Below are 22,459 nucleotides of genomic sequence, written 5' to 3' on the forward strand. Positions count from 1 at the left end.
GCGAGATCTGCCGCACCAGCGTCTTGCGGTACGCGTCGGGCATCCAGTCCTGCGGCTCGATCTTGCCGTCGGCGGCCATGACCGCGTCGAAGCGCGCCTGTTCGGGCGAATTCGCGTCCGCGTCCAGCGGGGCGACGTGGCCGGGGATATCGAGGGATTGGGTGTACATCTGCACCATCCAGAACAAGTGGCAATGTGACGCAGTATAAATTAACCGACCGGTCGGTCAATTGAATTTTACTTTCGGTCGATAAGTGGAATAGGATCGGGGATACCCTCGGGCCATCTGTGCACGCGGGCGAGATTGCTCTACCGTCAATCCATCCAGGAGGTAGTGATGTCACGGACTGTCAGGTTTACCGAGGCCGGTGCGCCCGAAGTGCTTCGATTCGTCGAAGAATCGGTCCGCGGCCCAGGCCGCGGTGAAGTTCGGATCAATGTGAAGGCGATTGGTCTCAATCGCGCGGAAGCGATGTGGCGCACCGACCGGTACATCGAACCGGTGCGCTTTCCGGCCGGGCTCGGGTACGAGGCGGCCGGCATCGTCGATGCGGTGGGCGAGGGCGTCGTCGATTTCGCGCCCGGAGACGAGGTCAGCGTGATCCCGTCGTTCTCGATGAATCAGTACTTCACCTACGGCGAAGTCATCATCGTGCCGGACCATGCGGTTGTCAGGCATCCGAAGTCGCTTTCCTTCGCCGAGGCCGCTTCGGTGTGGATGATGTTCGTCACCGCTTATGGCGCGCTGATCGAAGATGCGAGGGTAGGCGCCGGCGACCATGTCGTCGTACCGGCCGCTTCGAGCAGCGTGGGACTGGCGGCGATCCAACTGGCGAATTACGCGGGCGCGACGTCGATCGCGGTCACGCGCCATGCCGGCAAGAGACAGCAGTTGCTCGACGCGGATGCCGCCCACGTGATAGTGACGGACGAGTCGGACCTTTTCGAAGAGATCATGCGGATCACGGATGGAAAGGGGGCTCGCGTCGCATTCGATCCGGTCGGCGGCCCGAACTTCGCGAAACTGATCGAGGCGCTGTCCTTCCAGGGAATCGCGTATCTGTACGGCGCGCTCGACGAGCGTGCTACGACGCTGCCGGTGCTGCAGATGATCGCCAGGATGAATTCCGTGAAGGCGCACAACATCTGGTTGACGAGTGGCGACCCGACGCGCCGGAAGGCCGCGGTGGAGTTCGTGCTCAAGGGCCTCGAAAGCGGCGCGCTGAAGCCGGTCATCGATCGCACCTTTGCGTTCGACGAGATCGTCGACGCGCACCGCTACCTCGAAACCAACGGGCAGTTCGGCAAGATCGTGGTAACGGTGTAGCTCACGGGCTGGCATCGCCCTCAGCAAACGCCCCGTGCGTTTCACGACACCGAATCGGCGAGCGGCCGCCTCGGCGCATGACGGACCCGCGGGCCGCGCCCGACGCGAAGCAGGAGCTGCGGAAACGCGTCCATGCGCAGCAGCGTCCGGAGCCGCTCGCGCAGCGCGTCCACTTCGATCGGCTGGTTCAGGTAGGAAGCGGTCAATCCCGCCGATGCCGCGACCAGCAGCATCCGTTCGAGCGCCTGTCCCGCCGCGAGCCATGCCTCGCGGTCGTCGCGCATCGTCGCGATGCCGACAGCGGTACCGTAAGCGGGCATGCCATCGTCGCGTCGCCGCGGGTGAATCCAGCTGGCGAGCTCGCGCCTGAAACGCGGGTCAGCGAACTGCGCTCGATCCGCATCGGCGATCAGGCGCGCGAGCGCCTCGCGCGCGGCTTTCTGCTCCACGCAGCAGGCAAGCGCGCCCTCGTCGTCGCAGGCGTCGCTGAACTTGCGTTGCAGGGCGGCGGGCACAGGGTTATCGACGAACTACGCACGCGTCGTCACGCGCTCCGTCAGCGCGTCGAAGAGATCATGCAGGTGCGGGTCGCGAGGCCCGTCGCGCGACACACGTACGAGCGCCACGATGTCGGGATCCGCTTCCGCAGGAAACAGCGTGATCGCATAAGCGAGACCGAGGCGGCACAGCGCCACGCGAAGATTGAACAAAGCCGCACCGCAGCTCATCAGAAGTTCGCGATCGAAAGGATCGACCACGGGAAGCGCGCGCATGCGGTCGGCGCAGATCTGTACGGTCTCGCCGTCGACGATGAACCGCCACGGTTGCGTGTTGTGATTCGACGGCGCGAGTACCGCGTAGTGCAGCGCAAAGCGCAATTGCTGTTCCACTGGCGTGGAGGCGGGGAAGTGCGGTTCGCCGATTTCCCAGGCATCATGTTGCGCGGCATCGCTCATCTTGAAGGCTCCTGTCGGATCAGGGCCGCAAGCACGCGGTTCGTGCCGCTATCGTGTCACCGGGCGCCGCGGCCGGGAAGCACTACAAATCGTTCTCGTCGTCGAACAGCTTGTGGCGGATCGCATAGCGAACCAGCCCGTTCTCGTTCGGCATCTGCATTTTTTCGAGGATGCGCGTCTTGTGGGTGCTGATCGTTTTCACGCTGACGCAGAGTTCATGGGCGATCCCGGTGATGCTCTGGCCTTCGACGAGGCGCCGGAACACGTCGAATTCGCGGTCGGACAAGCGCTGGTGCGGCAGCGTGTCGGCCGGCTCGTTCAGATTCTGCGCGAAGCGTTCGGCCATCGCGAGGCTCACATAGACGCCCCCTGACGCGACTTTCGTCACCGCGCCGACTAGTTCCGCGCTCGCGCTTTCCTTGGTCAGATAGCCTGATGCACCCGCCTTGAACGCGCGCACCGCGTATTGCTGCTCGGCGTGCATCGTCAGCACCAGAATCCGCAGATCGGGTTTTTCCTCCTTGATCTGCTTGATCAGTTCGATGCCGTTGCGCCCCGGCATCGACAGGTCGAGCACGAGCACGTGTGCCTGGGTCGCGCGGATCAGCGCGATCGTCGTCGCGCTGTCGCACGCTTCGCCGGCTACCTCGAAGCCGTTCGCTTGCTGCAGGATATGGCGCAGTCCGTCGCGCACGAGCGTGTGGTCGTCGGCCAGCAACACCTTGATCATCGGGTGATCTCTTCCGGTCGCATCCATTGGCAGGAAAACCTGAAGCAATCGCGAAGTTCGCGCTTTGCGCTGTGTCGATGCGCATGGAATCGCCGGGCATCGACGCGTGTTCGCGCAAATCGATTTTAGTCGGCTTTTCGTAACCGTTGGCTCCAGGGGTTTCGCGATCGGCGGCTCGTTCACGATCCGCGATCCACTGACCGCTTGCCCGGCTAACGAGCGGTATCCGTAACACGCGACGCAGCCGCGACGCTTTCGATACCGGGCTGCATCAACTCGATCACCGCTCGCCAGAACGCGGGTGAGTCGAACGCTGCCATCGGTACCGCGGTGTCGAACGACAAGGTCAGCGCCTGTTCCGCCGGCGTCAGTGCGTCGGCACTCGCGAGTTGACGCGCGAGCGTGGCGGTGTCCGCGTCGGAGAGATCGCGCGGACCGCGCCGGCGCGCTTCGATGCGTTGCTCGAGCACCGCTGGGTCGGCACGAAAGTCGAGAATACGGGCCGGTACGCCAAGCCGTTCGGCGAGCGCGAGAAACGTGCCGCGCTGACTCGATTCGAGAAAGGTCGCGTCGACGATCACGCTGTGGCCGCTTTGCAGCACGCCGTGCGCGAGTCCAAGCAGGTGATCGTAGATCGCGTGACGCGCAGCTTGCGTGTAGTGTTCGGCGCCGAGCGCCATTTGCGCGTCGGACGCTGGCCGCACGCGTTTGCGTTCCGCATCGCTCGACACGCGTACCGCGCCGCAGAGGTCCGCGAGAGCGCGGCTCGCGACCGATTTTCCCGAACCGGAAAAGCCATGACACAGCAGCAGAACGGGTCGCGGCTTCTGCGTTTGCGCCCGCGCGACCTCGAGGTAGCGCAGGGCCGGTTGCGGGACCGCGACGTTGCGGCTGGCCACGTGCCCCGCTTTCAGACACGCGACCCACGCCCGCACCAGCGCCCGATAGGCGATGTACAAAGGCATCAGAGACAGCGCCGCATAGTCGCCCGACGTTTCCAGCCAACGGTTCAACAGGCGATTGGCCAGACGCGGTTCCGCTCGCGCACACAGGTCCATCACCAGAAACGCGACATCCGCCGCGACGTCGATCCAGCGTAGCGCATCGTCGAAGTCGATACAGTCGAACATCGCGATGGCGCCGCGCCAGCGCACCACGTTGTCGAGATGCAGATCGCCGTGGCAGCCGCGCACGAAACCCTCGGCGCGGCGCCGCTCGATCAGCGGCGCGAGTTCGTCGAGCTGTCGCGCGCACCACGCGGCAATGCCGGGCAGCGCGGGATGGCTGCAATTGGCCAGCAGCGGTGCGTTGATCGTTTCGATCTGGGTTCGCACCAGCGTCGCGCTGCCGTAGCGCGACGAGGGCGCGTTGCGGGGTGCGCTCAGGTGATAGTCGGCGAGCCGCTTCGCCGCGCCGTCGATGTCGTGCGGCGTCAGTGCTCCGTTCGCCGCGAGACTCGAAAAGAGCATCGCCTCGTCGAAGCGGCGCATCTTGACCGCGTGCTCGACGGCGACGCCGCCGGCGCCGAGCGCCAGCACGCCGGCACGGCGCGCAATCGGTATCACGGCGGCGTAGATACCTCGCGCGAGTGGCCGGTTCAGGCGGAGCTGGGCTTCGCAGCAGCGCTGGCGTGTCGAGGCGGAGGTAAAGTCCGCGAAGCCTGGTGCGACGGGTTTGATGATCTTGTACGCGAAGCGCCCGGCGAGATACACGACGGATATATGCGTTTCGATTCTGACGATCCCGCCCGCCGGATGACGGTAGGTGCCCGGCCTGCGCAGCGTCGCGTCCAGTCCGCGCAGGCTGCGACGCGCGGCGCGCATTCGGTTGGCGACATGAAGGATGCCGTGGAGTGTGGCATCAGCTCGGCGTCTGGAAGGCTTGCGGCTCGGCGGCGAACTCATGCCAGGCTCCATGTCGTGGCGAGCGGCGCGCCGGGCCGCGTGACATGGGGAAACACGAGCGTCTGATTCCACACGGTTGACCTCCACATCGTTGGACCGCCGGCGCCCGCCTTGCGCGCGAGCCAAATCGTCTACTCATTCATTTAAGTCATCGCGTATGGTAACCGGCTTGATCTATATCGACGAGGCGGTCAAGCGGACAATACCGGCGTACGCTTCCATATGAAGTGGAGCAGGGGCACCGTTTGACCCCGGTCGAACCGCGTGCGATCGTGGCAGCGACGCACGGGTGGAGCAGCGGATGAAGCGATTCGATATTTTCAATGGCGATGCGGATGGCATTTGCGCGCTGCATCAGTTGCGACTTGCCGAGCCTGCCGACACCATCCTGATCACCGGGGCCAAGCGCGACGTCACGCTGCTGCACCGCGCGAACGCGCAGCCGGGCGACAGCGTGACCGTGCTGGATATTTCGCTCGATGCGAACCGCGATCCACTCCTCGCGTTGCTGGCTCTTGGGGTAAAGATCGACTATTTCGATCATCATTTCTCGGGACCGATACCCGCAAACGCGTTGCTGACGACGCATATCGATACGTCACCAGATACGTGCACGGCGCTGCTCGTGGACCGCCATCTGCAAGGCCGGTACAGGCGCTGGGCGGTGGTCGCGGCCTATGGCGACAACCTGCATCCGGCAGCGCACCGGGCCGCCACCGCGTGCGCGATGAACTCGTCCGACGAGCGCAAGCTGCGTGAACTTGGCGAAGCGATCAACTACAACGCGTACGGGGATAGCGTGGCCGATCTTGCGGTCGATCCCGTCGACATGTATCGCTCAATCCAACCCTATTCGGACCCGCTCGAGTTCATTGCGTCGACCAGCGTGCTGCCCGAACTGCAGACGCGGCGCACGGAAGACCTCGAGCTGGCCTTGGGACTCGTGGAAGTCCGGCGGCTCGCCAATGCAACGCTGCACATTCTCCCCGACGCGGCTTGGGCGCGGCGCGTGCGAGGCGATTTCGCGAATCTCGTTGCGCGGCGCGACCCGGCGCGAGCGCACGCTGTACTGACAGCCGGCGCCGATGGCCGATACACGGGCAGCGTGCGGGCTCCGCTCGATTGCCCGCGTGGCGCCGACGTACTTTGCAGAAAGTTCGGCGGAAACGGCAGGGTCGCCGCCGCCGGTATCGACGGGCTCGATCGCGCGCGGCTCGACGAATTCGCGGCAGCGTTCAGCATCGCGTTTTGCGGCGAATCTCGGGGGGCGGGTGGCCGGTAATCGATTGCTGCATCGTCGGTTGGTCAGCGGGGGCGGCTTGATACAAGTCAACGATCGCCGGTCGCTGCGCATCGATCATTGGGCTGTACTGGACCGGGGGCCGATCATCAGTGGCCGGTTCTTTGTGATAGGCGCACGGCGGAATCGACGCGTTGCAACGACTGGTCGACACGCCGGGCGAGCGGATTCGAAGTGGGTGCCGAAGGGAACACGGCGACGCGTCCTTCAGCGCCTGTCCATTGCGTCGCCTCGTGCCTGCCTGCATCGATGTGCGGCAGCGCAGGGCACTCGATACGGAGGTCACTATGCAAGCCTCGGACATCATGACGACCCAGGTCGTGTCGATCGCACCGGACAGCTCGGTCTACGACGCGGCACAGCTGCTCGCCGACAGCAAGATCAGCGGCATGCCCGTTCTCGACGACAAAGGCAGCGTGATTGGCATCGTCAGCGAGGGCGATCTGCTCCGGCGCGTCGAAACCGGCACCGAAACGCCGCGGCGCTCGTGGCTCGCCCAGTTCATCGCGCCTACGCGTCAACTCGCGGTCGAGTATCTGAAAGAGCGTTCGGTTCGGGTGCGTGACGTGATGAGCGCCCCCGCCGTCACCGTCGACGAATCCGCGCCGCTGACGGCGGTCGCCGAACTGCTCGGGCGCAAGCACATCAAGCGTCTACCGGTCTTGCGCGACGGCAAGCTCGTCGGCATCGTCAGCAGGGCTAATCTGGTGCGGGCTCTCGCGAGTTGCGCACCCGCGCAGCTCGATTCGCAACCGTCGGACGAGCAGATTCGCGCCGCGATCATGAAGGAACTCGAAGGACAGCGTTGGGCGCTGGACGCCGACGACCTGATCGTCACGGATGGCGTCGCTCATTGCTGGGGACCGATACGCTCCGAGGAAGAGCGCCAGGCGATCCTCGCTGCCGCCGCGCGCGCGCCAGGCGTAAAAGAAGTAAAGGATCATCTGGAATACCCGGTCCCGTTCACGCCGATGTGAACACGGGTGCTTCGGTCCCGTCACTGGGCTTCGCTGTCTAGCAGCGCATTGAGCTTGTGAAGGCGCATCTCCCAGATCAGGCTCAATACATGAAAGGAGTCTTCCAGTCCCTGCAGGCACTGTCGCGCGATGGAATGATCGACTCCGCCAACAGCAAGTCGACGCACGAGCGCCTGTTGCCGCAGCAGACGTTGATGGGATATGGCAACCCGAGCCCGCGTGGCGGCTTCGTAGCGGATCGCCGCGGACAGTTGCGCCGAATCCGTGTCTTTACGCGCAGTCGCGTCCGCGGCGCAGGCGAATGCATGATCCCGGAGTTCGGTAACCTCTCCATTCATGACGACTTCCATTGTCTCTATTGCGGATCATGTCGCTGTCTCGAACGTCTGGGCGGCGCTCCCGCCGCCGTCCACCGCGACCAGAATGTTGGAGAACACGTCGGCCTCCGCGTCTCGCGTGTTGTCGGTATTCATGATCGGCCGCCGGTTCGGACCAACTACTGACCTACGTCAATCGAAATGCGCTTTGATTGCGCTGCGTCGAGGAACGCTTGATGCTGCCGATCGATGGCATAGTGACCGAGGCAACGTGCTCGGGCGTTGCGGGGAGGAAAAGTGATGGGCAACCGGTTTCGCGACCGCGTCGACGCGGGCAGACAGCTAGCCCACGCGCTGCGCGACTATCAGGGGCGCGGCGATCTGGTCGTGCTGGCCCTGCCGCGCGGCGGCGTTCCGGTCGCGTTCGAAGTCGCGCGGGAGCTGCGCGCGAAGCTCGACGTTCTGGTCGTCAGAAAGCTGGGCGCGCCTCAAGACGAGGAACTGGCGATGGGCGCCATCGCTTCCGGGGGCGCCCTCCATCTGGAGAGGTCGGTACTTCGCGAACTGCAGATCAGTGACACCCAATTGACCGATGTGATCGCCCGCGAAAGGGCGGAACTCGCGCGCAGGGAAGTCGCGTACCGTGGGGACAGCCCCCCGGCGGCAGTGCAGGGCAAGACGGTGATCGTGGTCGACGACGGCATCGCGACGGGGGCGTCGATGCATGCGGCGATCGACGCACTCCGTGACAGACATCCTGCCCGGATCGTGGTGGCGGTCCCGGTGTCGCAATCCGATGCGGCGATGTCATTCGAAGGAATCGCGGACGCGTTCGTCAGCGTGTTGCAGCCGGACTTGCTGATGGGGATCGGCGGGTTCTATGTGAATTTCGACCAGACGAGCGATGAAGAAGTCCGTGCGTGTCTCGCTGCGGCGCGCGGTTGGTAGCCCGAACAGAGCTCGGACTCGGTCGGGTGACGACGCAGCGAACGGATACACGGCGGCAGGCCGTGTCGAACGTGGGGCATGTATCGTGAATGCAGGAACCATTTGTACGCGGGACGTCACCGTCTGCCGACGGCAAGCGACGGTTCTCGAGGCCGCGCAGCTGATGCGCGAACAGCATGTCGGCGACCTCGTGGTGGTTGAGACGATCGGCGGGCACAGCGTGCCTGTCGGGATGCTGACCGATCGCGACATCGTGTTGGCCATCGTGGCCAAACAGGCCAACCCCGAGAAGATTTTCGTGAACGACGTGATGTCGTCGCCGCCGGCGCTCGTCGCCGAGGGGGACGATTTCTGGCTTGCCGCCTCGCGAATGCGTCTGAACGGCGTGCGGCGCCTGCCGGTCGTCGACACCGCAGGCGCGCTCACCGGCATCGTGACGCTCGACGATCTGCTCGAGGCGGTGGCTGGGCTTCTGTCGGAGCTATCGCTGGTGACGGATCGCCAGCCCCACATCGAAGAGAAGAACCGCGCGTGACGCCGACCCGGTGCATGCAGTGACCCGGATCAACGTCCGCGCCGCGAGGCGCCGTAGGCTTGTAAGGGAACGCCGGTCAAACAGCGGCCAGCAAGACGACGCGATTGACCGGATGCAATTCGACTGTCTTGATCGAAGGCACCGCAAATCATGGAAGACGCTCTCGAAAGGCGCGCGCTGCTGCTTCATCTAGGGCGCGTGATGCAATTGATCGTTCGGCTCGACGATATGGCGCCGAGCGCGGCAACCATTGGCGAGCTGATCGCGCGATACCCGATTCTCGGTGACGAGCCGCTGCTCGCGCAGCTGCGCCCCGATATGCCCGTGGACGCGTTCAGGACCCGTGCGCTTCACGCGTTCTGCCGGTGGCCGCAAGGGTTGCTCGACGACCCGCTCGACAGGGACGCGCTGGCCGCATCCGTGCGCGCGTCTCTGTTCAGTGACCATCCGCGAGGCTGGCGTGCCTATGTTGTCGGCTTGCGCCGCGACGTCGCGTGGTTCGATGCGAAGGCGACGAAGCGGCGCTCGTCGCGTCGCGTCGCGGACGTGGCGCCGCCGCTTCCGGACGACGGCCCGCCGGCACTGGACGCGCCGGCCGGCCGAGGCATCGCGACGGACATCGAGCGCGGCTTCGGCGCCGCGGGCATCCGATCGAAAGCGTGGAAGGGGCGAGACGGCTAGATGACGGCCGCGCCGACGAGCAACGGGTCGCGCAGTGAGACTAGCGCTCAGGCGTCGTTGACGGTCGGGAGATGACGTGTCGATGGCTCATGTTCCGAGCGACACGTACAAGAGCACGATCGGTGCCTTCGAACCATTTGGCGTCGCCGAGCGTAATGGCGCGCCGTAGGTGCAGCGAAAATCCACGAATCTCGACCATTGGAAGCGCACGCCCGCGCCGACACCCGCGAGCAGACCGGGATTATTCTCCGCTGGCTGATCGATGGTGGTCCATACGCGCCCGGCATCGAAGAACACAAAGGGTTGCACGACTGCGTTGCTCGCGCCGAGAGCGATCGCAGGCGTGCGCACCTCGGTCTGGATGTTCCAGCCGCGATCGCCGAGCGTCACGTATGGGTCGTAGCCTCGCACACTGGACTCCCCGCCGAGCCCCATCTCCTCACTCGGCAATAACGTGTTCGGCGTCCACTGAAACGTTCCGTTCGTGATCAGTGTAAAGCCCGCCCCAAGCGCGGTGGCGCGCGACGCAGTCAACTGCATATAGATGTAGCGGGCCGTCGCGCCCTGCCGCGCGGCGTTGAATGCCGCGTCCTGGTTACTGCCATCCCATCCGCCCGGACTGGCGACGAGTGTCGCCGCGGCATGCGCCGTGCCCGCGTCGGTCGGTTTGCTGATGCTGTAAGCCAACACGAACTGATGGATGTGCGTATTCGAGTTGAAAACCTGGGAACCGCCGAATTCCAGATCGTTGTTGCTCCGCTTGAAGTCGTATCCGATCTGGACGAGTTGGGTCGTGTCCGTGATGGTCGGCAGTCGCAAGTCATAACGAAAGCTAAGCTGCGCGGAAATGCCCGTTTGCCCATACGTGTCGGGCAGGCGTGGCGTGCTCTGCGCGTAGACGCCGAACAACTCGATCGTGTCGAGCCAGGGCAGCGGCGCCGTATAGTTCAGTGCGTGCGCGGTGAAGCGGGCGCGCTTCGGCCGGCCTTCGATATCCGGATTGCCGCTGAAAAAATCGTTGCTGGCCGTGAATTGATAGGCGATCTGCTGATCGAGCCCAAACAGGTTGCCGTAGCCGATGCCCGCAAAGAACCGGTCACGGCCGAGGTCCGGCACGCCTTCATTGTCGTAACCCGCGCTGACCCGAAGCGGCAGACGGTCTTCGGTTTGCAGCACGACGTCGGTCGTGTCCGCTGCTTCACCGGGTGCAAACACAGCATCGACCCGTCGATAAGGATTCGCGTTGAGCACGGCGAGTCCCTTCGAGACCGTCGCTTGCGGGATCGGTGCGCCGGGCTCGAGCGGCATTTCACGTTCGAGAAGGCTGCTCGAAAAGTAGGTGTTGCCGCTGGCATGAACCCGCCCGAGCTTGAACTCGGCAATGGCGATACGCACGACCCCCGAGCTGACGTCCTGTTCCGGCACGTAGACGTCGACGAGCGGCTTTCCCGCTGCCCGATACCGCGCGACCACGGCGCGGCGAATCTCGGCGAGGCGGCCGAAAGTCAGCGGCTTGTCCAGGTCCGTGGCGAAGCTCTGCAGGAACGCGTCGTCGAGTACGGGCAGTCCTTGCGCGACGATGCGTTGTTGCTGCGTCGGTGATGCCGTCGCGGACGCGGCGGCCGGTTCGAAGACGAGCCCGGCAAGCCGCTCGACCGCGATCCGTGCGGACTCGGCCTGCGTCTCCGGGGAGGAGGGCGGCGGCGCGCTTCGCGGCGCGCGCGGGGCGGGTTGAGGCGCGACATCGCGCCATGCCTGTGCGGCTACGGGTGAGGTCTGCATGAGGCCCGCGATGCACGACGCGGTCATCAGGACGGCAGCGCAGTCGGCGGATCGCGGTTTCATCGATCGCTTTCATGCAAAGCGCTGAGCCTACCGGCAGCAGGCTGCGGCGACCAGGTGCGCGCGTCGCGTTGCAAGCGATGCCATCGCGCATGTAATACGAGCCTGCCGTTGTTCATCGCGATACCTGATGACGGGTGTAGTGCATCGAGTGCGGAGCCGCGCGTCGACATCATTCTAGTCGAACCGTCTCGCGCGAAATTCCAAAAGAAGTTCGAACTCTCTCAACGCCTCCGGTCACTTCCTGCCGTGTCCGGGGTGTGTAGGAATCAGGGTATCCACCATGTGTACTGCCGCGAATCTTGTCTTTACTCTTCCAGACTTGTCATACAACCGATGCAATTTGTCCGGAGGGGACCCGATGTCCAGGCTGTCGTGCGACTTTGATAAAAATGCGCCCGCAACGGGCGACACCTTGCGCATTTCGCGCCGTGGCTTCATTGGGCTGGGAGGCGCGTTGGCGGGCAGCGCACTCTTGCAGGCGTGCGGCGGCGGCGGCGTTTCCGCTGCCGCGGGCGGAGGCGGCAGTTCGACGCCAGCGGCCGGAAGCACGCCGTCAACGGCCGCGGCCGACCCGATCTGGGGCCCTGACGGCTCGGCGACGAACATCATCAATGCGCTGCAGAAAATCACCCAGAGCGCTTTCCCGGCCGTCGATTTCCCGGTTGAACAGTACGGTGCGCAACCGTGCGCGGTCATCGCGCAGACCAGCCCTTATACGGGCAGTTCATCGCCGGTGAGTACCGGTGCTGGCGCGACCAACGCACCGGGATCGTTCGATTCACGTCCCGCTTTCCTCGCGGCAATCGCGGCGTGCAGTGCCGCCGGTGGCGGCAGGGTCGTGGTGCCGGCCGGCACGTGGTATTGCGCGGGTCCGATCGTGCTGCAGAGCAACGTCAACTTCCATCTGAGCGCGAACTGCACGATCTATTTCAGCCCGAATCCTGCCGACTACGCGAAAGACGGCCCCGTCAACTGCGGCGCCAACGGCAACCTGTACTACAGCCGCTGGCAGGCAAACGACTGCCTGAACTTCGGCTCGCCCGTGTACGCGCGAAACGCCAACAATATCGCGCTGACTGGCGAAGGTCCGACGTCGGTGCTGAACGGTCAGGCGATGACGCCGTTCGCCGGAAGCGGAAACACCAGCACTTGCTGGTGGACCTACAAGGGTACCAGTGGCGCATACGGCTGCGCCGGGTCGTCCACGCCGTCGCAGGCTTATACGAACCCGAACAACGTCGATCTGATGGTGGCCGTCCCCACCATTTCGGCCTCGCTGTACGCGCAGTTGACCAATCCGGCTACGCCCTGGCAGCAGGACCAGAACTACCTGCCAGCGCTCTCCGAAGCGGGCGTGCCAGTCGCGCAGCGAATCTTCGGTCTTGGCCACTATCTGCGGCCGTGCATGGTCGAATTCCTCGGTTGCACGAACGTGCTGATGGAAAACTACCGGACCAACAACACGCCGTTCTGGCAGCATCATCCGACGGACTGCACGAACGTCGTGATCCGCGGCGTGACAGCCGACAGCATCGGACCGAACAACGACGGCTTCGATCCCGACGCCTGCAACACGGTTCTGTGCGACAGCGTCACGTTCAACACGGGCGACGACTGCATCGCCATCAAGTCAGGCAAGGATCTCGACACGGAGTACGGACCGGCGCAGAACCATGTGATCCAGAACTGCATGATGAATAGCGGTCACGGCGGCATTACGCTCGGCAGCGAGATGGGTGGCGGCGTGCAGAACATCTACGCACGCAACCTGACCATGCTCAACCAGTTCTGGGCAACCAATTCGCTGAACATTGCGATCCGTATCAAGACGAACATGAACCGCGGAGGCTACGTCAAGAACTTCTATGTGAACGGCGTCACGCTCCCGCACGGGGTGAGCCTCACCGGCGGCGGCTACGGCAGCAAGATGCTGACAGGCAGTCCGATCAACAGCACTGTGCCCATCGGTGTGGCCACCGCAACCGCCGCTAATCCGTCCGCGTCGCAAGGCGGCCTGATCACGTTCGATTGCGATTACCAGCCTGCTGCCGATGCCATCCGCACCCGCCCCGCGCTCATTGACAACGTCAACATCACGAACGTCAATGCCGCGAACGTGACATTGGGCAGCACAACAGGCTCGTGTTTCCAGGCCATCGTTGCACAAGGTCCAGTTGCGTTCGACTACAACGGTCCGGCGCCTGCGCCGACCGTTCCGGCAATCACCGGAGTGACGATTTCCAACTGTGATTTCGGCACACCCGCGGCCGCGGGGCCTGCTAGCGCCAGCACGCCGGGACCGATCTACCTCTACAACGTGCACGACATCACGTTGCAGAACGTGATCATCGCTGGGCAGACGCTCAATCAGACGCTGTCGGATCCGCGTTAAAGGCGACGGGCCGAAGAGCGGCGAGGCGCCGCTCTTTGGCGTCGCAAAGCCGAAGTGAAGTCGTCGCGCGCGGGGCCCTCACGATGAGGCATTTTGCAACTCGTGCAACTCGCTGAGCAGGCTCGCCGCGTAGGCCGGAATATTCCCCGCTGGCTGTGGCGCGGCGAAGTAGTATCCCTGAACGATCTCGCAGCCGGCCTCGGCAAGAAAAGCCAACTGCTCCGCTCGTTCGACGCCTTCCGCGACGACTTCGAATCGCAGGTTGCGGGCAAGTGCGATGATCGCACCGATGATCGTCTCATCCGCACGACTGCTGCCAATGCCGCGGATGAACGACATGTCGATCTTCAGACGGTCGGCGTGGAAGCTGCGCAGATAAGCCAGGCTCGAGTAACCGGCGCCAAAGTCGTCGATCGCTATGGACACGCCAATGTCGTGCAGCGCGCGCAGCGTGGGCAGGGCGCCAGGGGCAACCAGACCTCCTTCGGTAATCTCCAGTTCCAGCCGGTCCGCGGCCAATTGCGACGCAGCAAGAGCACGGCGCACGACGGCGCCGAAATCGCTCAACGTAAGCTGGCTCGGCGACACGTTGACCGACATGCGCAGCCCCGGCAGCACTTCTTCCCAGCGCTTTGCCTGTACACAGGCAGTTTGCAGCACCCATTCTCCGATTGGCGCGATCAAACCGATGTCTTCGGCCAAGGGGATGAACGTCGTCGGGCTGACCGTGCCGAAGTCCGCGTCGTGCCATCGGATCAGCGCCTCGACCCCGCTCAGCCGGTAACTGCGTATGTCCACTTGCGGCTGGTACACCAGCTCGAAGCCGTTCTGCTCGACGGCGTTGCGCAGCTTGTGCGATAGCGCGATGCGCTGAGCCGCTTCATGTGCGAGCGAGGGCGCAAATCGCTCGACGCCGTTGCGCCCGCCTGCCTTGACCCGATACATTGCAAGGTCGGCGTGTTTCAGCAGGGTTTCGCAGTCCGAGCCGTCCTGCGGATAGCAGCTGACCCCAACGCTCATCCGGACCCGCAGTTGCATGTCGTCGATTTGCACCGGCTCATCCAGCGTTTGCGTCACGCGCGCCAACAGCGCGCAGAGTTCGGCATCGCCGGTTGAACCCTTCAACATCGTCACGAACTCGTCGCCGCCATAGCGGGTGACCACGCCATCCGATCCGACCGATGCCGACAGCCGCCGCGCGACTTCCTGCAACAGGCGATCGCCTGCGCCGTGGCCCAGGCTGTCGTTGATGTCTTTGAAATGATCGAGGTCGATGAACAGCAGCGCGAACTCACGACCCTCGAAGATCGCCGTGTCGACCAGTTCGCGCAGCGTCACGCGGTTCGGCAAGTCCGTCAGCGCATCGCGGCGCGCCTGCCTAACCAGCAGATCGCGCGACTCGATGAGCTCCGTCAGGTCGCTCACCACGCTGATGTGATGCGTAACCTTTTCGGACTCGTCGCTCACTTGTGCAACGTATAGCTGATACCAGAACTCTGTTCCGTTTGCGCGCTGGCTTTTCGTCAGCGTGGTGGCCTCGCGTTTCTCGGCAATCGCCGCACCGATCTGTTGCCACAATCCGGGTGTTTCCGGCCGCGCGGAGTGATCGCCTGAATTCTGCGGGCGCTCATAGCCGGTAATTTTCTCGAATGCCGGGTTCGCGTATTCGACCATGTCGCCGTTCGGATCGGGTCGAGTGATGAGCACGCCGTTGCCAATCGCGTCGAGGGCACGGCTTCGCAGCAATAGCGCGAGCTCGGCGTTCTTTCGCTCCGTGACGTCAACAGCTGTGATGAAGCACGCTCGATGACGGCCATAGGTCAGGAAGTGGTACGACAGTTCGACGTAGACGGGCGTGCCGTCGCTGTGTCGATGCCTGCATACACCGGCCGAGCCGCTTGTGGTGGCCGCGGCCAGCAGCGCGTGCAGATCGCGCAGAAACGACGGCAAGTCGGCTTGCGCATACAGGGCGGCCATCTCGAGCGAACATAGCTGGCGGCGCGTGCGTCCGTATTGCGATGCGGCCGCGCGGTTCGCAGCGAGGATCGATAGCGTCTCGACGTCGAAAATCAACATCGGCAGTGGATGATGATCAAAGTACTGACGGAACCGGCGCTCGCTTTCTGTAGCGATGACGCGCGCGCGTTGCCGCGCGAGACGGGCGCGATAGTGAGCGATCAGCGCATAGCAAAGAAGCAAACATGCCGCCAGCGCCGTGGTTGCAAGCACAGTCCGTTCTATCACCAGGTGGCGCGTCGCGCTGTCGGCTGCAGCCCTCAGGGAAGCGGTCTGCGCGTCGCGGAGGGTCACCAACTGGGTGACGATGTTCGCCAGCATGCGGTTCGCTGCGAGCAGCTCAGGGCTGTCGACCGAGGCACGGCCATCCACGACGTGCGCACGTACCGCGATGTCGGCCAGAAGCCACGCCCAGCCGGCCGTCTCACCGCGCAGACGCCGTACCACCAGTTCGCTTCGCGGGTCGCTTGCGTAACTTTGTTCCAACCGGTCGAAGCAGGTGGCGACCAACACTACACGCTGCACCGGCCACGCGAAAGATGCGACCCGTGCACTGTCGAGCCCCTGCAGGAAGTCGGCGTTCGCCTGAATGTGCACGGCTTGCAGCGTCTCGATATCATCGCGGGCACGCAGGGCGTGAATGCGCTCTGCAACGGACCGCTCGTGCCATATCAGCGTGTAACCGATGCCGACAGCAAAAATGACGAGACCGGTCAACACCAGTGCGACGGTGATGATCAGTTGCCGGTCGACGCCATGTCGCCGCCTCCACCGGCCAATGACGCCAGCGATGCGTAAGCTCGGAATATGTTGCATCGATTCAGAATCAGCGCGCGTAAGTGCAGAACATTGATACTCGACGGCGGCATGGCTGTGCGTCAGCATCTTTTACCGGTTATTGCGCGCAGTAACCGGGCTATTGTCTCCTCAGTGAAGGTATCGGCAGCAATACGAAGAACTTGAGAATCAATCTGGATCGACCGCAGTCTGACGGACCGATGGTTCGACGGAGAACGTTCAAAATGTGAGCCGCCGTCGGCCTAATAATTCGCTCGGAGTTTGCGCGTAGAATCCATTCACGAATCCAATACGCCAGTGTCCGGCCAGCGCTTGTGCCTGGCGTTCGTCGAAGGTCGCACATCGGAGACGCCACAGTGAAAAGCTCTGCCACTAGCTACGGTTCGATTGCCCAATTCCTTCACTGGTGCACGGCAATTCTCGTGCTCGTGACGTTCATTTATGGTCCAGGTGGATCCGAGCAGCGCGTCTACTCTTCGGTCCACGAGTTCGACCGGCGACTCCACGAGACTTTGGGTTTGTGCGTATTTGCGCTCACGCTCATCCGCCTGTCTTGGCGGCTAGTCGACACGCGTCCCGAGACACCGCCAATTTCTCGCTGGATGGTTGTTATGTCAGCAACCGTTCAATGGATGCTGTATCTGCTTCTCCTTGCACTACCGCTGACCGCCATCTCTGGCGCGTGGCTAGAAGGGCATCCGCTGACGCTGATCGGCGCTCGCGATATCCCGCCGTTGCTCGGTACTTTACATGGAGCAGGCTCAGCCATCGCATCGCTGCACACTTGGCTCGGCGACGCCATTATGTGGCTTGCGGGGTTTCACGCGTTCGCGGCTATTTTTCATCATGTGTTTCTTAAGGACGACGTCTTGGTCGGCATGCTTCCACGCTGGTTTCCGACGGGGCGGGCGCGTACTGGCCGATAAACCCGAATGGCAAGGCCGCACGCCTAGTGATTCACAGCGGGACTGGCCGCCGCCTCTGTCTCTGCCGGAAACGCCTCCATGAAGGCAGCAACGGCTCGGATGTCCCGATCCGACATATTGTCGGAGATAGTCTTCATCACCTCGCCACGGGGGCGTAGCCCGGCACTCCGGAACACCAGTATCTGTTTTTCAACGTAGTCCGCGTACTGCCCGGCGAGGCGAGGAAATCCCCCTATCCCTTCCCCACGCTGGCCGTGACAGGCACTGCACGCCGGTACACCTTTGTCCGGAATGCCCAGCAAAAAAATCGTCCTGCCCGAATCGATGAGCCGATGATCGGCTGGCGCTCGTGGTACCGGAGGCGGCTGGCTGGAGAAGTACGCGGCGAGTTGCTCGATTTGCGTTTCACTCAGATGCGTGAAGCCCCACATGAATCTTCTGGCATTCGGGTCGCTTCGCACATGGGCCTTGAAGTCCGTCAGTTGATTGACGAGGTATTCCCGTGGTTGGCCCGCGAGTTTCGGAAACGTGGGAGATACCGAAACGCCATTTACGCTATGGCAATTCGAGCATACCTGCAACGCGATCGTCTTTCCGGCGACCGCGGGATTGTCGATCTGTCTGGACTGCTCCAGGTTGTGGCAGCCGGTTGCGCCGAGCGATAGGGCGACGAGGATCAATCGCGCTCGTGGGAAGCGGCACGTTGAATCCTCAATGGAATTCGCTGGATGTTTCATCGATGAGCCTTCTAAAGAACGTGAGCCGATACCGTCACCAGTACGCGGCCCATAGGTATAGAAATAGCGTGTCGTTGTCGCTCGCATTGCGTCCATGGCCGTCGTAATTCGATCGGGCGCCGAGGTATTTGGTGAAATGCGTGTATTGAAGACCGACGCGAATGTTCGGAACCGGAATCCAGAAGATCTCAGGCATCCACCCTTGCGTGGCCGGCGACGAGTTCGCGCTGCCGGCGTACGCAACACTATCCGCGGTGCCAGTCACGTTGAAGAACGAAAGACTCACGCCATATTTGGCCTGATAGATGTACGAGGCTTTCAGGCGTAAGGAATTCAGATTCGCTGACTGGCTGTTGCCAAACACGAAGTTACTCGGATCGCTGATGTTTTCATGGATGTAGCGCGCCTGTGCGGTGACGGTGTTCGGGTCGAGGATGTACTGGTACTGCGCATCCACACCGATGTCGCGATAACGGGTGACACCCTGGGTAAAGATCGGCATCGAGTTCGCGTCGTTCGGATAGACGTTCGCATTGATGCCAAAGGTCCCCACCATGATGTTGTGCGGCCCCCACTCATGAGTCAGGGCCAGACGCCAGTACGGATTTTGACCCTTCAGATAGATCTGCGGATGGTTGGGGTCGCCGGCCTTGTTGCCCTTGCTCATGAACGACCAGATGCCATCAGCGGTGCTATACAGCGACACCTCCGCATAGACCGTCCGGTTCCAGTAGAGGTAGCCGCCCGCACCCACGACCTGCTGCGCGAGTGTGCCTTCGAGGAGTGGCAGAAACTGGGGTGAGCCGACCGTGCTGATCGAAGAGGAAATGTACGGATAACTCCATGCCGGAGAACTGTTCCACACATCCTGCACGGTCGGATTGTTGTGCAGGGTGGTGCCGAGAATCAGGTCGCTGGCGTCCCCTATGATCCTGTCCACATAACGGAAATCCATGTTGTCCGATGCCCAGTGGCCGATCCAGTGTCCGTCGCTGCCCTGATGATCGTAGTTCGAGTAGGTGAATTGCGTGAACGCACCGATCCTGTCGGTGATCTTGCCGGCGAGGAAGATGCTGGCTGAATCGAAGATCGGCAGACCGTCTTTGGGCGAGACGATATTGCCGCTGGCATCATGGTTGAGCCTCGTCCTGGTCATGTCGAGCATCGCCATCACGGCGATTGGAACCGTACGTTCGCCGAAGGTATATCCATTGAGCTTGAACATTCGACCGTACGGCGTCAGTTCGGGAAATTGTCCGCCCGCGTGACACGCGACGCAGCTTTGCCCTGTTTGACGGGCGAAAACTGGCAGCGCTCGAACGACCGGAGCAACCAGCAGGCAAAGCACGGCGAGCGCCAGCATCCAGAAGTGACCCATCAGCCGATGGGCGGCATCGTCGCTTGCAATTGCCTTTGACATGTCCGTCTCCCCGACAGCCAGTTCCGCATTCGGTCATGCGCAGGGCGCACGAATCCCTGCCCACTGCGGAAACCGGGCGACAGCATCGCACTTCGCGCTCGGCATGACCGGCGTCGCATTTACATCGGCGTAGTGGGGCAAGCTGATGCCGCGTTGGGGTTGATGCTTGCCTGCGCGAAGCGCTTTCTCCAGACTTCAGAACGAGCGCGCACACCGATTTATTCCCGCGCATGCGCTTGAACGCGCAAGGCGGGAGATCGAGAGGGGCCTTGTTGAGTTGCCGCGGCTTTGGTTATTCGGGGTCGCGCTAGATCTTCATGCGCTGTAGAACGCGGTCGCCGGAGACGAACTGATGAAACATTGCCGCAGCGATATGCAGGCAGATGACACCGAACAGCACCCACGCGAGAACGCCATGCACATCGCCCATTGCATGCCCGAATGACGAGCCCGGTGCCGACAATGAGGGTAACGAAACAAGTCCGCCGAGGCGTACCGTCCACGTGCGCGACGAAGCGTTGATCCAGCCGAGCAGCGGCACCAGCACGAGCAGCACGTACAGCGCCAGGTGGGTGACTTTGGAAGCGACGCGAAACAGCGGGGGCAGATTGTCCGGCGGCGACGGGTGAGTCACGCGCCACAGCACCCGCAACACCATCGCCGCGAGCAATGCGGTGCCGACGCCAAGGTGCCAGGCGATCTCGCCGTCCGGCACGGTATCGCGGTGCACGTCCGGCATCGTCCAGCCGATCACGAACTGCGCGGCTACCAGCCCGACGACGAGCCAATGGAGCAAACGGGCGACGATGTCATAGCGGTGTTCAGTCGAGACTTGCATAGGGGCGCCTGTGAGTTGGTTTCTGTCGAAACGGATCGTACACGGCGGCACCTTAAGGTCAGGTTAAGAACCGGTCGCCAAGGCCGCCTGTCTGCGCCGTTCGAATAACTCGAAGATGGCCATTCCCGCGATCATCGCCGCCACGAATACCCACGCTTTGGCCGACCCGAGCCCGAGCGCGACGAGCGCGGGGCCGGGACAGAACCCTGCAATTCCCCAGCCGACGCCGAACGCGCCACTGCCCAGCACCAGCCTTGCCGTGACGTGCGTCGACGCGGGAATTTGCATCGGCAATCCGAGCAGCGACTTGTCGCGGCGTTTCGCGATCGCGAAGCCGATTGCCGCGACGGCCACCGCGCCCATCATCACGAAAGCGAGCGACGGGTTCCAGCGTCCGGCGAGATCGAGGAAGCCTTGCACTTTCGCGGGGTTCGCCATGCCCGACAACAGCAGGCCGAAGCCGAACAGCAGCCCGCATACGAATGAAACAGCTGTTGCCATCTTAGGCTCCGAGAAGATGTCGAATGATATAGACGGTGACGAAGCCGGCCGCCATGAACGTCGCCGTCGCGACCAGCGAGCGCGTGGCGCCGCGTGAAATGCCGCACACGCCGTGTCCGCTCGTGCAGCCGCTGCCGTAGCGGGTGCCGATGCCGACCAGCAAGCCGGCCGCGATCACGGCGGGCCACGACGCGTCGACGGTGATCGCGACGGGCGCATCGAGCGCGCGCGCGATCAGCGCGGCAACGACCAGGCCGACGACGAAGGCGGCGCGCCATGCGCCGTCGCGCTTCGTCCAGCGCAGCAGGCCGCCGACTATCCCGCTGATTCCGGCGATGCGGCCCAGCAAAAGCACCATCGCCGCAGCCGCGACGCCGATCAGCAGGCCTCCGCACAGGGAGGCGATCGGGGTGAAATGGTCGAGATCGATCATCGTTCGCTCTGTTTGATCGTTGGGTGGGTTGGAGGGCAGCAGCAGCGCTTACATCAGCGCCGCTTTGACCAGCAGGCCGAGCGCCACGCACACGAGGATGCTCGCAAAGCCCAACTGCACATGATGGGCGGCGATGCGATGCGACGCGAGCCGTCCGCTGAGCATTCCGGCGGTGGTGGCGCCAGTGAACCACAACGCGACTTCGAGTGGAAGTGTCGCGCCGTGCGTGGCCGTCGCGAGAACGCCGCCACTGCCGACGAGCGCGATCACCATCAACGAAGTCGCGACGATGCCGTGCATCGACACGTCGGTCAGCTTGCGCATCATCGGCACGATGACGAAGCCGCCGCCGACGCCGAGCATACCCGTCATCAATCCGGTCAGCGACCCGGTGGCCGCGAGCGCGGCTGCGGTCGGCCAGGTCCAGCGAAAGCGGCCGGTCGCCGGGTCGACATGGGCGACACACATCGACGATTGCGGCTCGCCCGACGCGCGGCGCGCGAGCGTCTGACGCAATAGCCGGAACGCGACGACCAGCATCACCGTGGCGAACAGCGCGAGCAGCATGCGTTGCGGCAACGCATGCGCGAGGCGCGCGCCGGCGGCGGTGGCGGGCACCCCCGCGGCGGCCATCAGCAGCGCGGCGCGATAGCGGACGAGCCGCTTGCGGAACGCCTCGAGCGCGCCCACCGCTGCGCTGCCGGCCACCGCGACGAGCGCGACCGGCGTGGCTTGCTGTAGCGGCCAGCCCATGCCGAACACGAGCGCGGGCACGGCAAGAATGCCGCCGCCCGCGCCGGTCAGCCCGAGAGTCGCGCCCACCAGCGCGCCGAGAACCAAAGACAGCAGCATCGAAGACCCCGTGAGCAGTGCGTGCC

19 protein-coding genes and 2 pseudogenes are annotated in these 22,459 nt (G+C 63.5%); 8 read left to right on the forward strand and 13 right to left on the reverse strand.

Going from position 1 to position 22,459, the window contains the following annotated elements; genetic code table 11:
* Nucleotides 1-169: pseudogene (locus AB4Y34_RS13990) on the reverse strand (1,2-phenylacetyl-CoA epoxidase subunit A); the annotation flags it as partial.
* Between the two features lie 168 nt (nucleotides 170-337).
* On the opposite strand from AB4Y34_RS13990, the gene AB4Y34_RS13995 reads away from it, so the two are divergent.
* Nucleotides 338-1,327, forward strand: coding sequence for a zinc-dependent alcohol dehydrogenase family protein (locus AB4Y34_RS13995; RefSeq protein ID WP_368716343.1), 990 nt, complete (start codon nucleotides 338-340; stop codon nucleotides 1,325-1,327).
* A 41-nt stretch (nucleotides 1,328-1,368) separates the two neighbouring features.
* Here the strand turns inward: AB4Y34_RS13995 and AB4Y34_RS14000 are convergent.
* From AB4Y34_RS14000 to AB4Y34_RS14010, 3 genes and pseudogenes are all read right to left on the reverse strand, one after another.
* A pseudogene (locus AB4Y34_RS14000) lies at nucleotides 1,369-2,283 on the reverse strand (nitroreductase family protein).
* Between the two features lie 82 nt (nucleotides 2,284-2,365).
* Nucleotides 2,366-3,013, reverse strand: a complete 648-nt coding sequence (locus tag AB4Y34_RS14005; protein WP_368716344.1) for a response regulator — start codon at nucleotides 3,011-3,013, stop codon at nucleotides 2,366-2,368.
* A gap of 212 nt (nucleotides 3,014-3,225) precedes the next feature.
* Nucleotides 3,226-4,917, reverse strand: a complete 1,692-nt coding sequence (locus AB4Y34_RS14010) for an AAA family ATPase (RefSeq protein WP_368716345.1) — start codon at nucleotides 4,915-4,917, stop codon at nucleotides 3,226-3,228.
* Between the two features lie 301 nt (nucleotides 4,918-5,218).
* On the opposite strand from AB4Y34_RS14010, the gene AB4Y34_RS14015 reads away from it, so the two are divergent.
* Together AB4Y34_RS14015 and AB4Y34_RS14020 are read left to right on the forward strand one after the other, a co-directional pair.
* A complete protein-coding gene (locus tag AB4Y34_RS14015) occupies nucleotides 5,219-6,199 on the forward strand; it encodes an acetyltransferase (RefSeq protein WP_368716346.1) in 981 nt (326 codons plus the stop codon).
* Nucleotides 6,200-6,504: 305 nt separating this feature from the next.
* Nucleotides 6,505-7,194 (forward strand): CBS domain-containing protein, encoded by a 690-nt coding sequence (locus tag AB4Y34_RS14020; protein ID WP_176110700.1) that lies wholly within the window; start codon nucleotides 6,505-6,507, stop codon nucleotides 7,192-7,194.
* A gap of 20 nt (nucleotides 7,195-7,214) precedes the next feature.
* Here AB4Y34_RS14020 and AB4Y34_RS14025 read toward each other — a convergent pair whose 3' ends face one another.
* Complete coding sequence (locus tag AB4Y34_RS14025; RefSeq protein WP_176385306.1) at nucleotides 7,215-7,544, reverse strand: hypothetical protein; 330 nt, start codon at nucleotides 7,542-7,544, stop codon at nucleotides 7,215-7,217.
* 267 nt (nucleotides 7,545-7,811) lie between these two features.
* On the opposite strand from AB4Y34_RS14025, the gene AB4Y34_RS14030 reads away from it, so the two are divergent.
* From AB4Y34_RS14030 to AB4Y34_RS14040, 3 genes are all read left to right on the forward strand, one after another.
* Nucleotides 7,812-8,459, forward strand: coding sequence for a phosphoribosyltransferase (locus AB4Y34_RS14030; protein ID WP_176385304.1), 648 nt, complete (start codon nucleotides 7,812-7,814; stop codon nucleotides 8,457-8,459).
* 85 nt (nucleotides 8,460-8,544) lie between these two features.
* Nucleotides 8,545-8,994, forward strand: a complete 450-nt coding sequence (locus tag AB4Y34_RS14035; RefSeq protein ID WP_368716473.1) for a CBS domain-containing protein — start codon at nucleotides 8,545-8,547, stop codon at nucleotides 8,992-8,994.
* Nucleotides 8,995-9,144: 150 nt separating this feature from the next.
* Nucleotides 9,145-9,675 (forward strand): hypothetical protein, encoded by a 531-nt coding sequence (locus tag AB4Y34_RS14040; protein ID WP_368716347.1) that lies wholly within the window; start codon nucleotides 9,145-9,147, stop codon nucleotides 9,673-9,675.
* Between the two features lie 87 nt (nucleotides 9,676-9,762).
* Here AB4Y34_RS14040 and AB4Y34_RS14045 read toward each other — a convergent pair whose 3' ends face one another.
* The gene (locus AB4Y34_RS14045) at nucleotides 9,763-11,484 is read right to left on the reverse strand and encodes a ShlB/FhaC/HecB family hemolysin secretion/activation protein (RefSeq protein ID WP_176385318.1); all 1,722 of its coding nucleotides are present in this window, start codon (nucleotides 11,482-11,484) and stop codon (nucleotides 9,763-9,765) included.
* Nucleotides 11,485-11,878: 394 nt separating this feature from the next.
* Here AB4Y34_RS14045 and AB4Y34_RS14050 point away from each other — a divergent pair, with 394 nt between their 5' ends.
* Nucleotides 11,879-13,912 carry a glycoside hydrolase family 28 protein gene (locus AB4Y34_RS14050; RefSeq protein WP_368716348.1) on the forward strand — a complete coding sequence of 678 codons (2,034 nt, stop codon included), beginning with the start codon at nucleotides 11,879-11,881 and terminating at the stop codon, nucleotides 13,910-13,912.
* A gap of 78 nt (nucleotides 13,913-13,990) precedes the next feature.
* Here the strand turns inward: AB4Y34_RS14050 and AB4Y34_RS14055 are convergent, their stop codons facing one another.
* Entirely contained in the window at nucleotides 13,991-16,744 is a 2,754-nt protein-coding gene (locus tag AB4Y34_RS14055; RefSeq protein WP_368716349.1) for a putative bifunctional diguanylate cyclase/phosphodiesterase, read from the reverse strand.
* Between the two features lie 338 nt (nucleotides 16,745-17,082).
* Here AB4Y34_RS14055 and AB4Y34_RS14060 point away from each other — a divergent pair, with 338 nt between their 5' ends.
* Nucleotides 17,083-17,652 carry a cytochrome b gene (locus AB4Y34_RS14060; protein ID WP_368716350.1) on the forward strand — a complete coding sequence of 190 codons (570 nt, stop codon included), beginning with the start codon at nucleotides 17,083-17,085 and terminating at the stop codon, nucleotides 17,650-17,652.
* 23 nt (nucleotides 17,653-17,675) lie between these two features.
* On the opposite strand, the gene AB4Y34_RS14065 is transcribed toward AB4Y34_RS14060, so the two are convergent.
* The 6 genes from AB4Y34_RS14065 to AB4Y34_RS14090 form a co-directional block, all read right to left on the reverse strand.
* A complete protein-coding gene (locus tag AB4Y34_RS14065) occupies nucleotides 17,676-18,332 on the reverse strand; it encodes a cytochrome c (protein ID WP_255209083.1) in 657 nt (218 codons plus the stop codon).
* Nucleotides 18,333-18,423: 91 nt separating this feature from the next.
* Complete coding sequence (locus AB4Y34_RS14070) at nucleotides 18,424-19,809, reverse strand: cytochrome C (RefSeq protein ID WP_368716351.1); 1,386 nt, start codon at nucleotides 19,807-19,809, stop codon at nucleotides 18,424-18,426.
* 307 nt (nucleotides 19,810-20,116) lie between these two features.
* Entirely contained in the window at nucleotides 20,117-20,647 is a 531-nt protein-coding gene (locus tag AB4Y34_RS14075; RefSeq protein ID WP_176385292.1) for a cytochrome b, read from the reverse strand.
* 63 nt (nucleotides 20,648-20,710) lie between these two features.
* Nucleotides 20,711-21,148 carry a DUF6691 family protein gene (locus AB4Y34_RS14080; protein ID WP_176385290.1) on the reverse strand — a complete coding sequence of 146 codons (438 nt, stop codon included), beginning with the start codon at nucleotides 21,146-21,148 and terminating at the stop codon, nucleotides 20,711-20,713.
* 1 nt (nucleotide 21,149) lies between these two features.
* Nucleotides 21,150-21,581 carry a YeeE/YedE family protein gene (locus AB4Y34_RS14085; RefSeq protein ID WP_368716352.1) on the reverse strand — a complete coding sequence of 144 codons (432 nt, stop codon included), beginning with the start codon at nucleotides 21,579-21,581 and terminating at the stop codon, nucleotides 21,150-21,152.
* 48 nt (nucleotides 21,582-21,629) lie between these two features.
* Nucleotides 21,630-22,433: a sulfite exporter TauE/SafE family protein gene (locus AB4Y34_RS14090; protein WP_368716353.1), complete on the reverse strand. Its 804-nt coding sequence runs from the start codon at nucleotides 22,431-22,433 to the stop codon at nucleotides 21,630-21,632.
* Nucleotides 22,434-22,459 lie beyond the last annotated feature (26 nt).

Origin of the sequence: Paraburkholderia sp. BR10954 (genome assembly GCF_040965775.1) — a bacterium.
GTDB classification, from domain to species: Bacteria; Pseudomonadota; Gammaproteobacteria; order Burkholderiales; family Burkholderiaceae; genus Paraburkholderia; species Paraburkholderia youngii.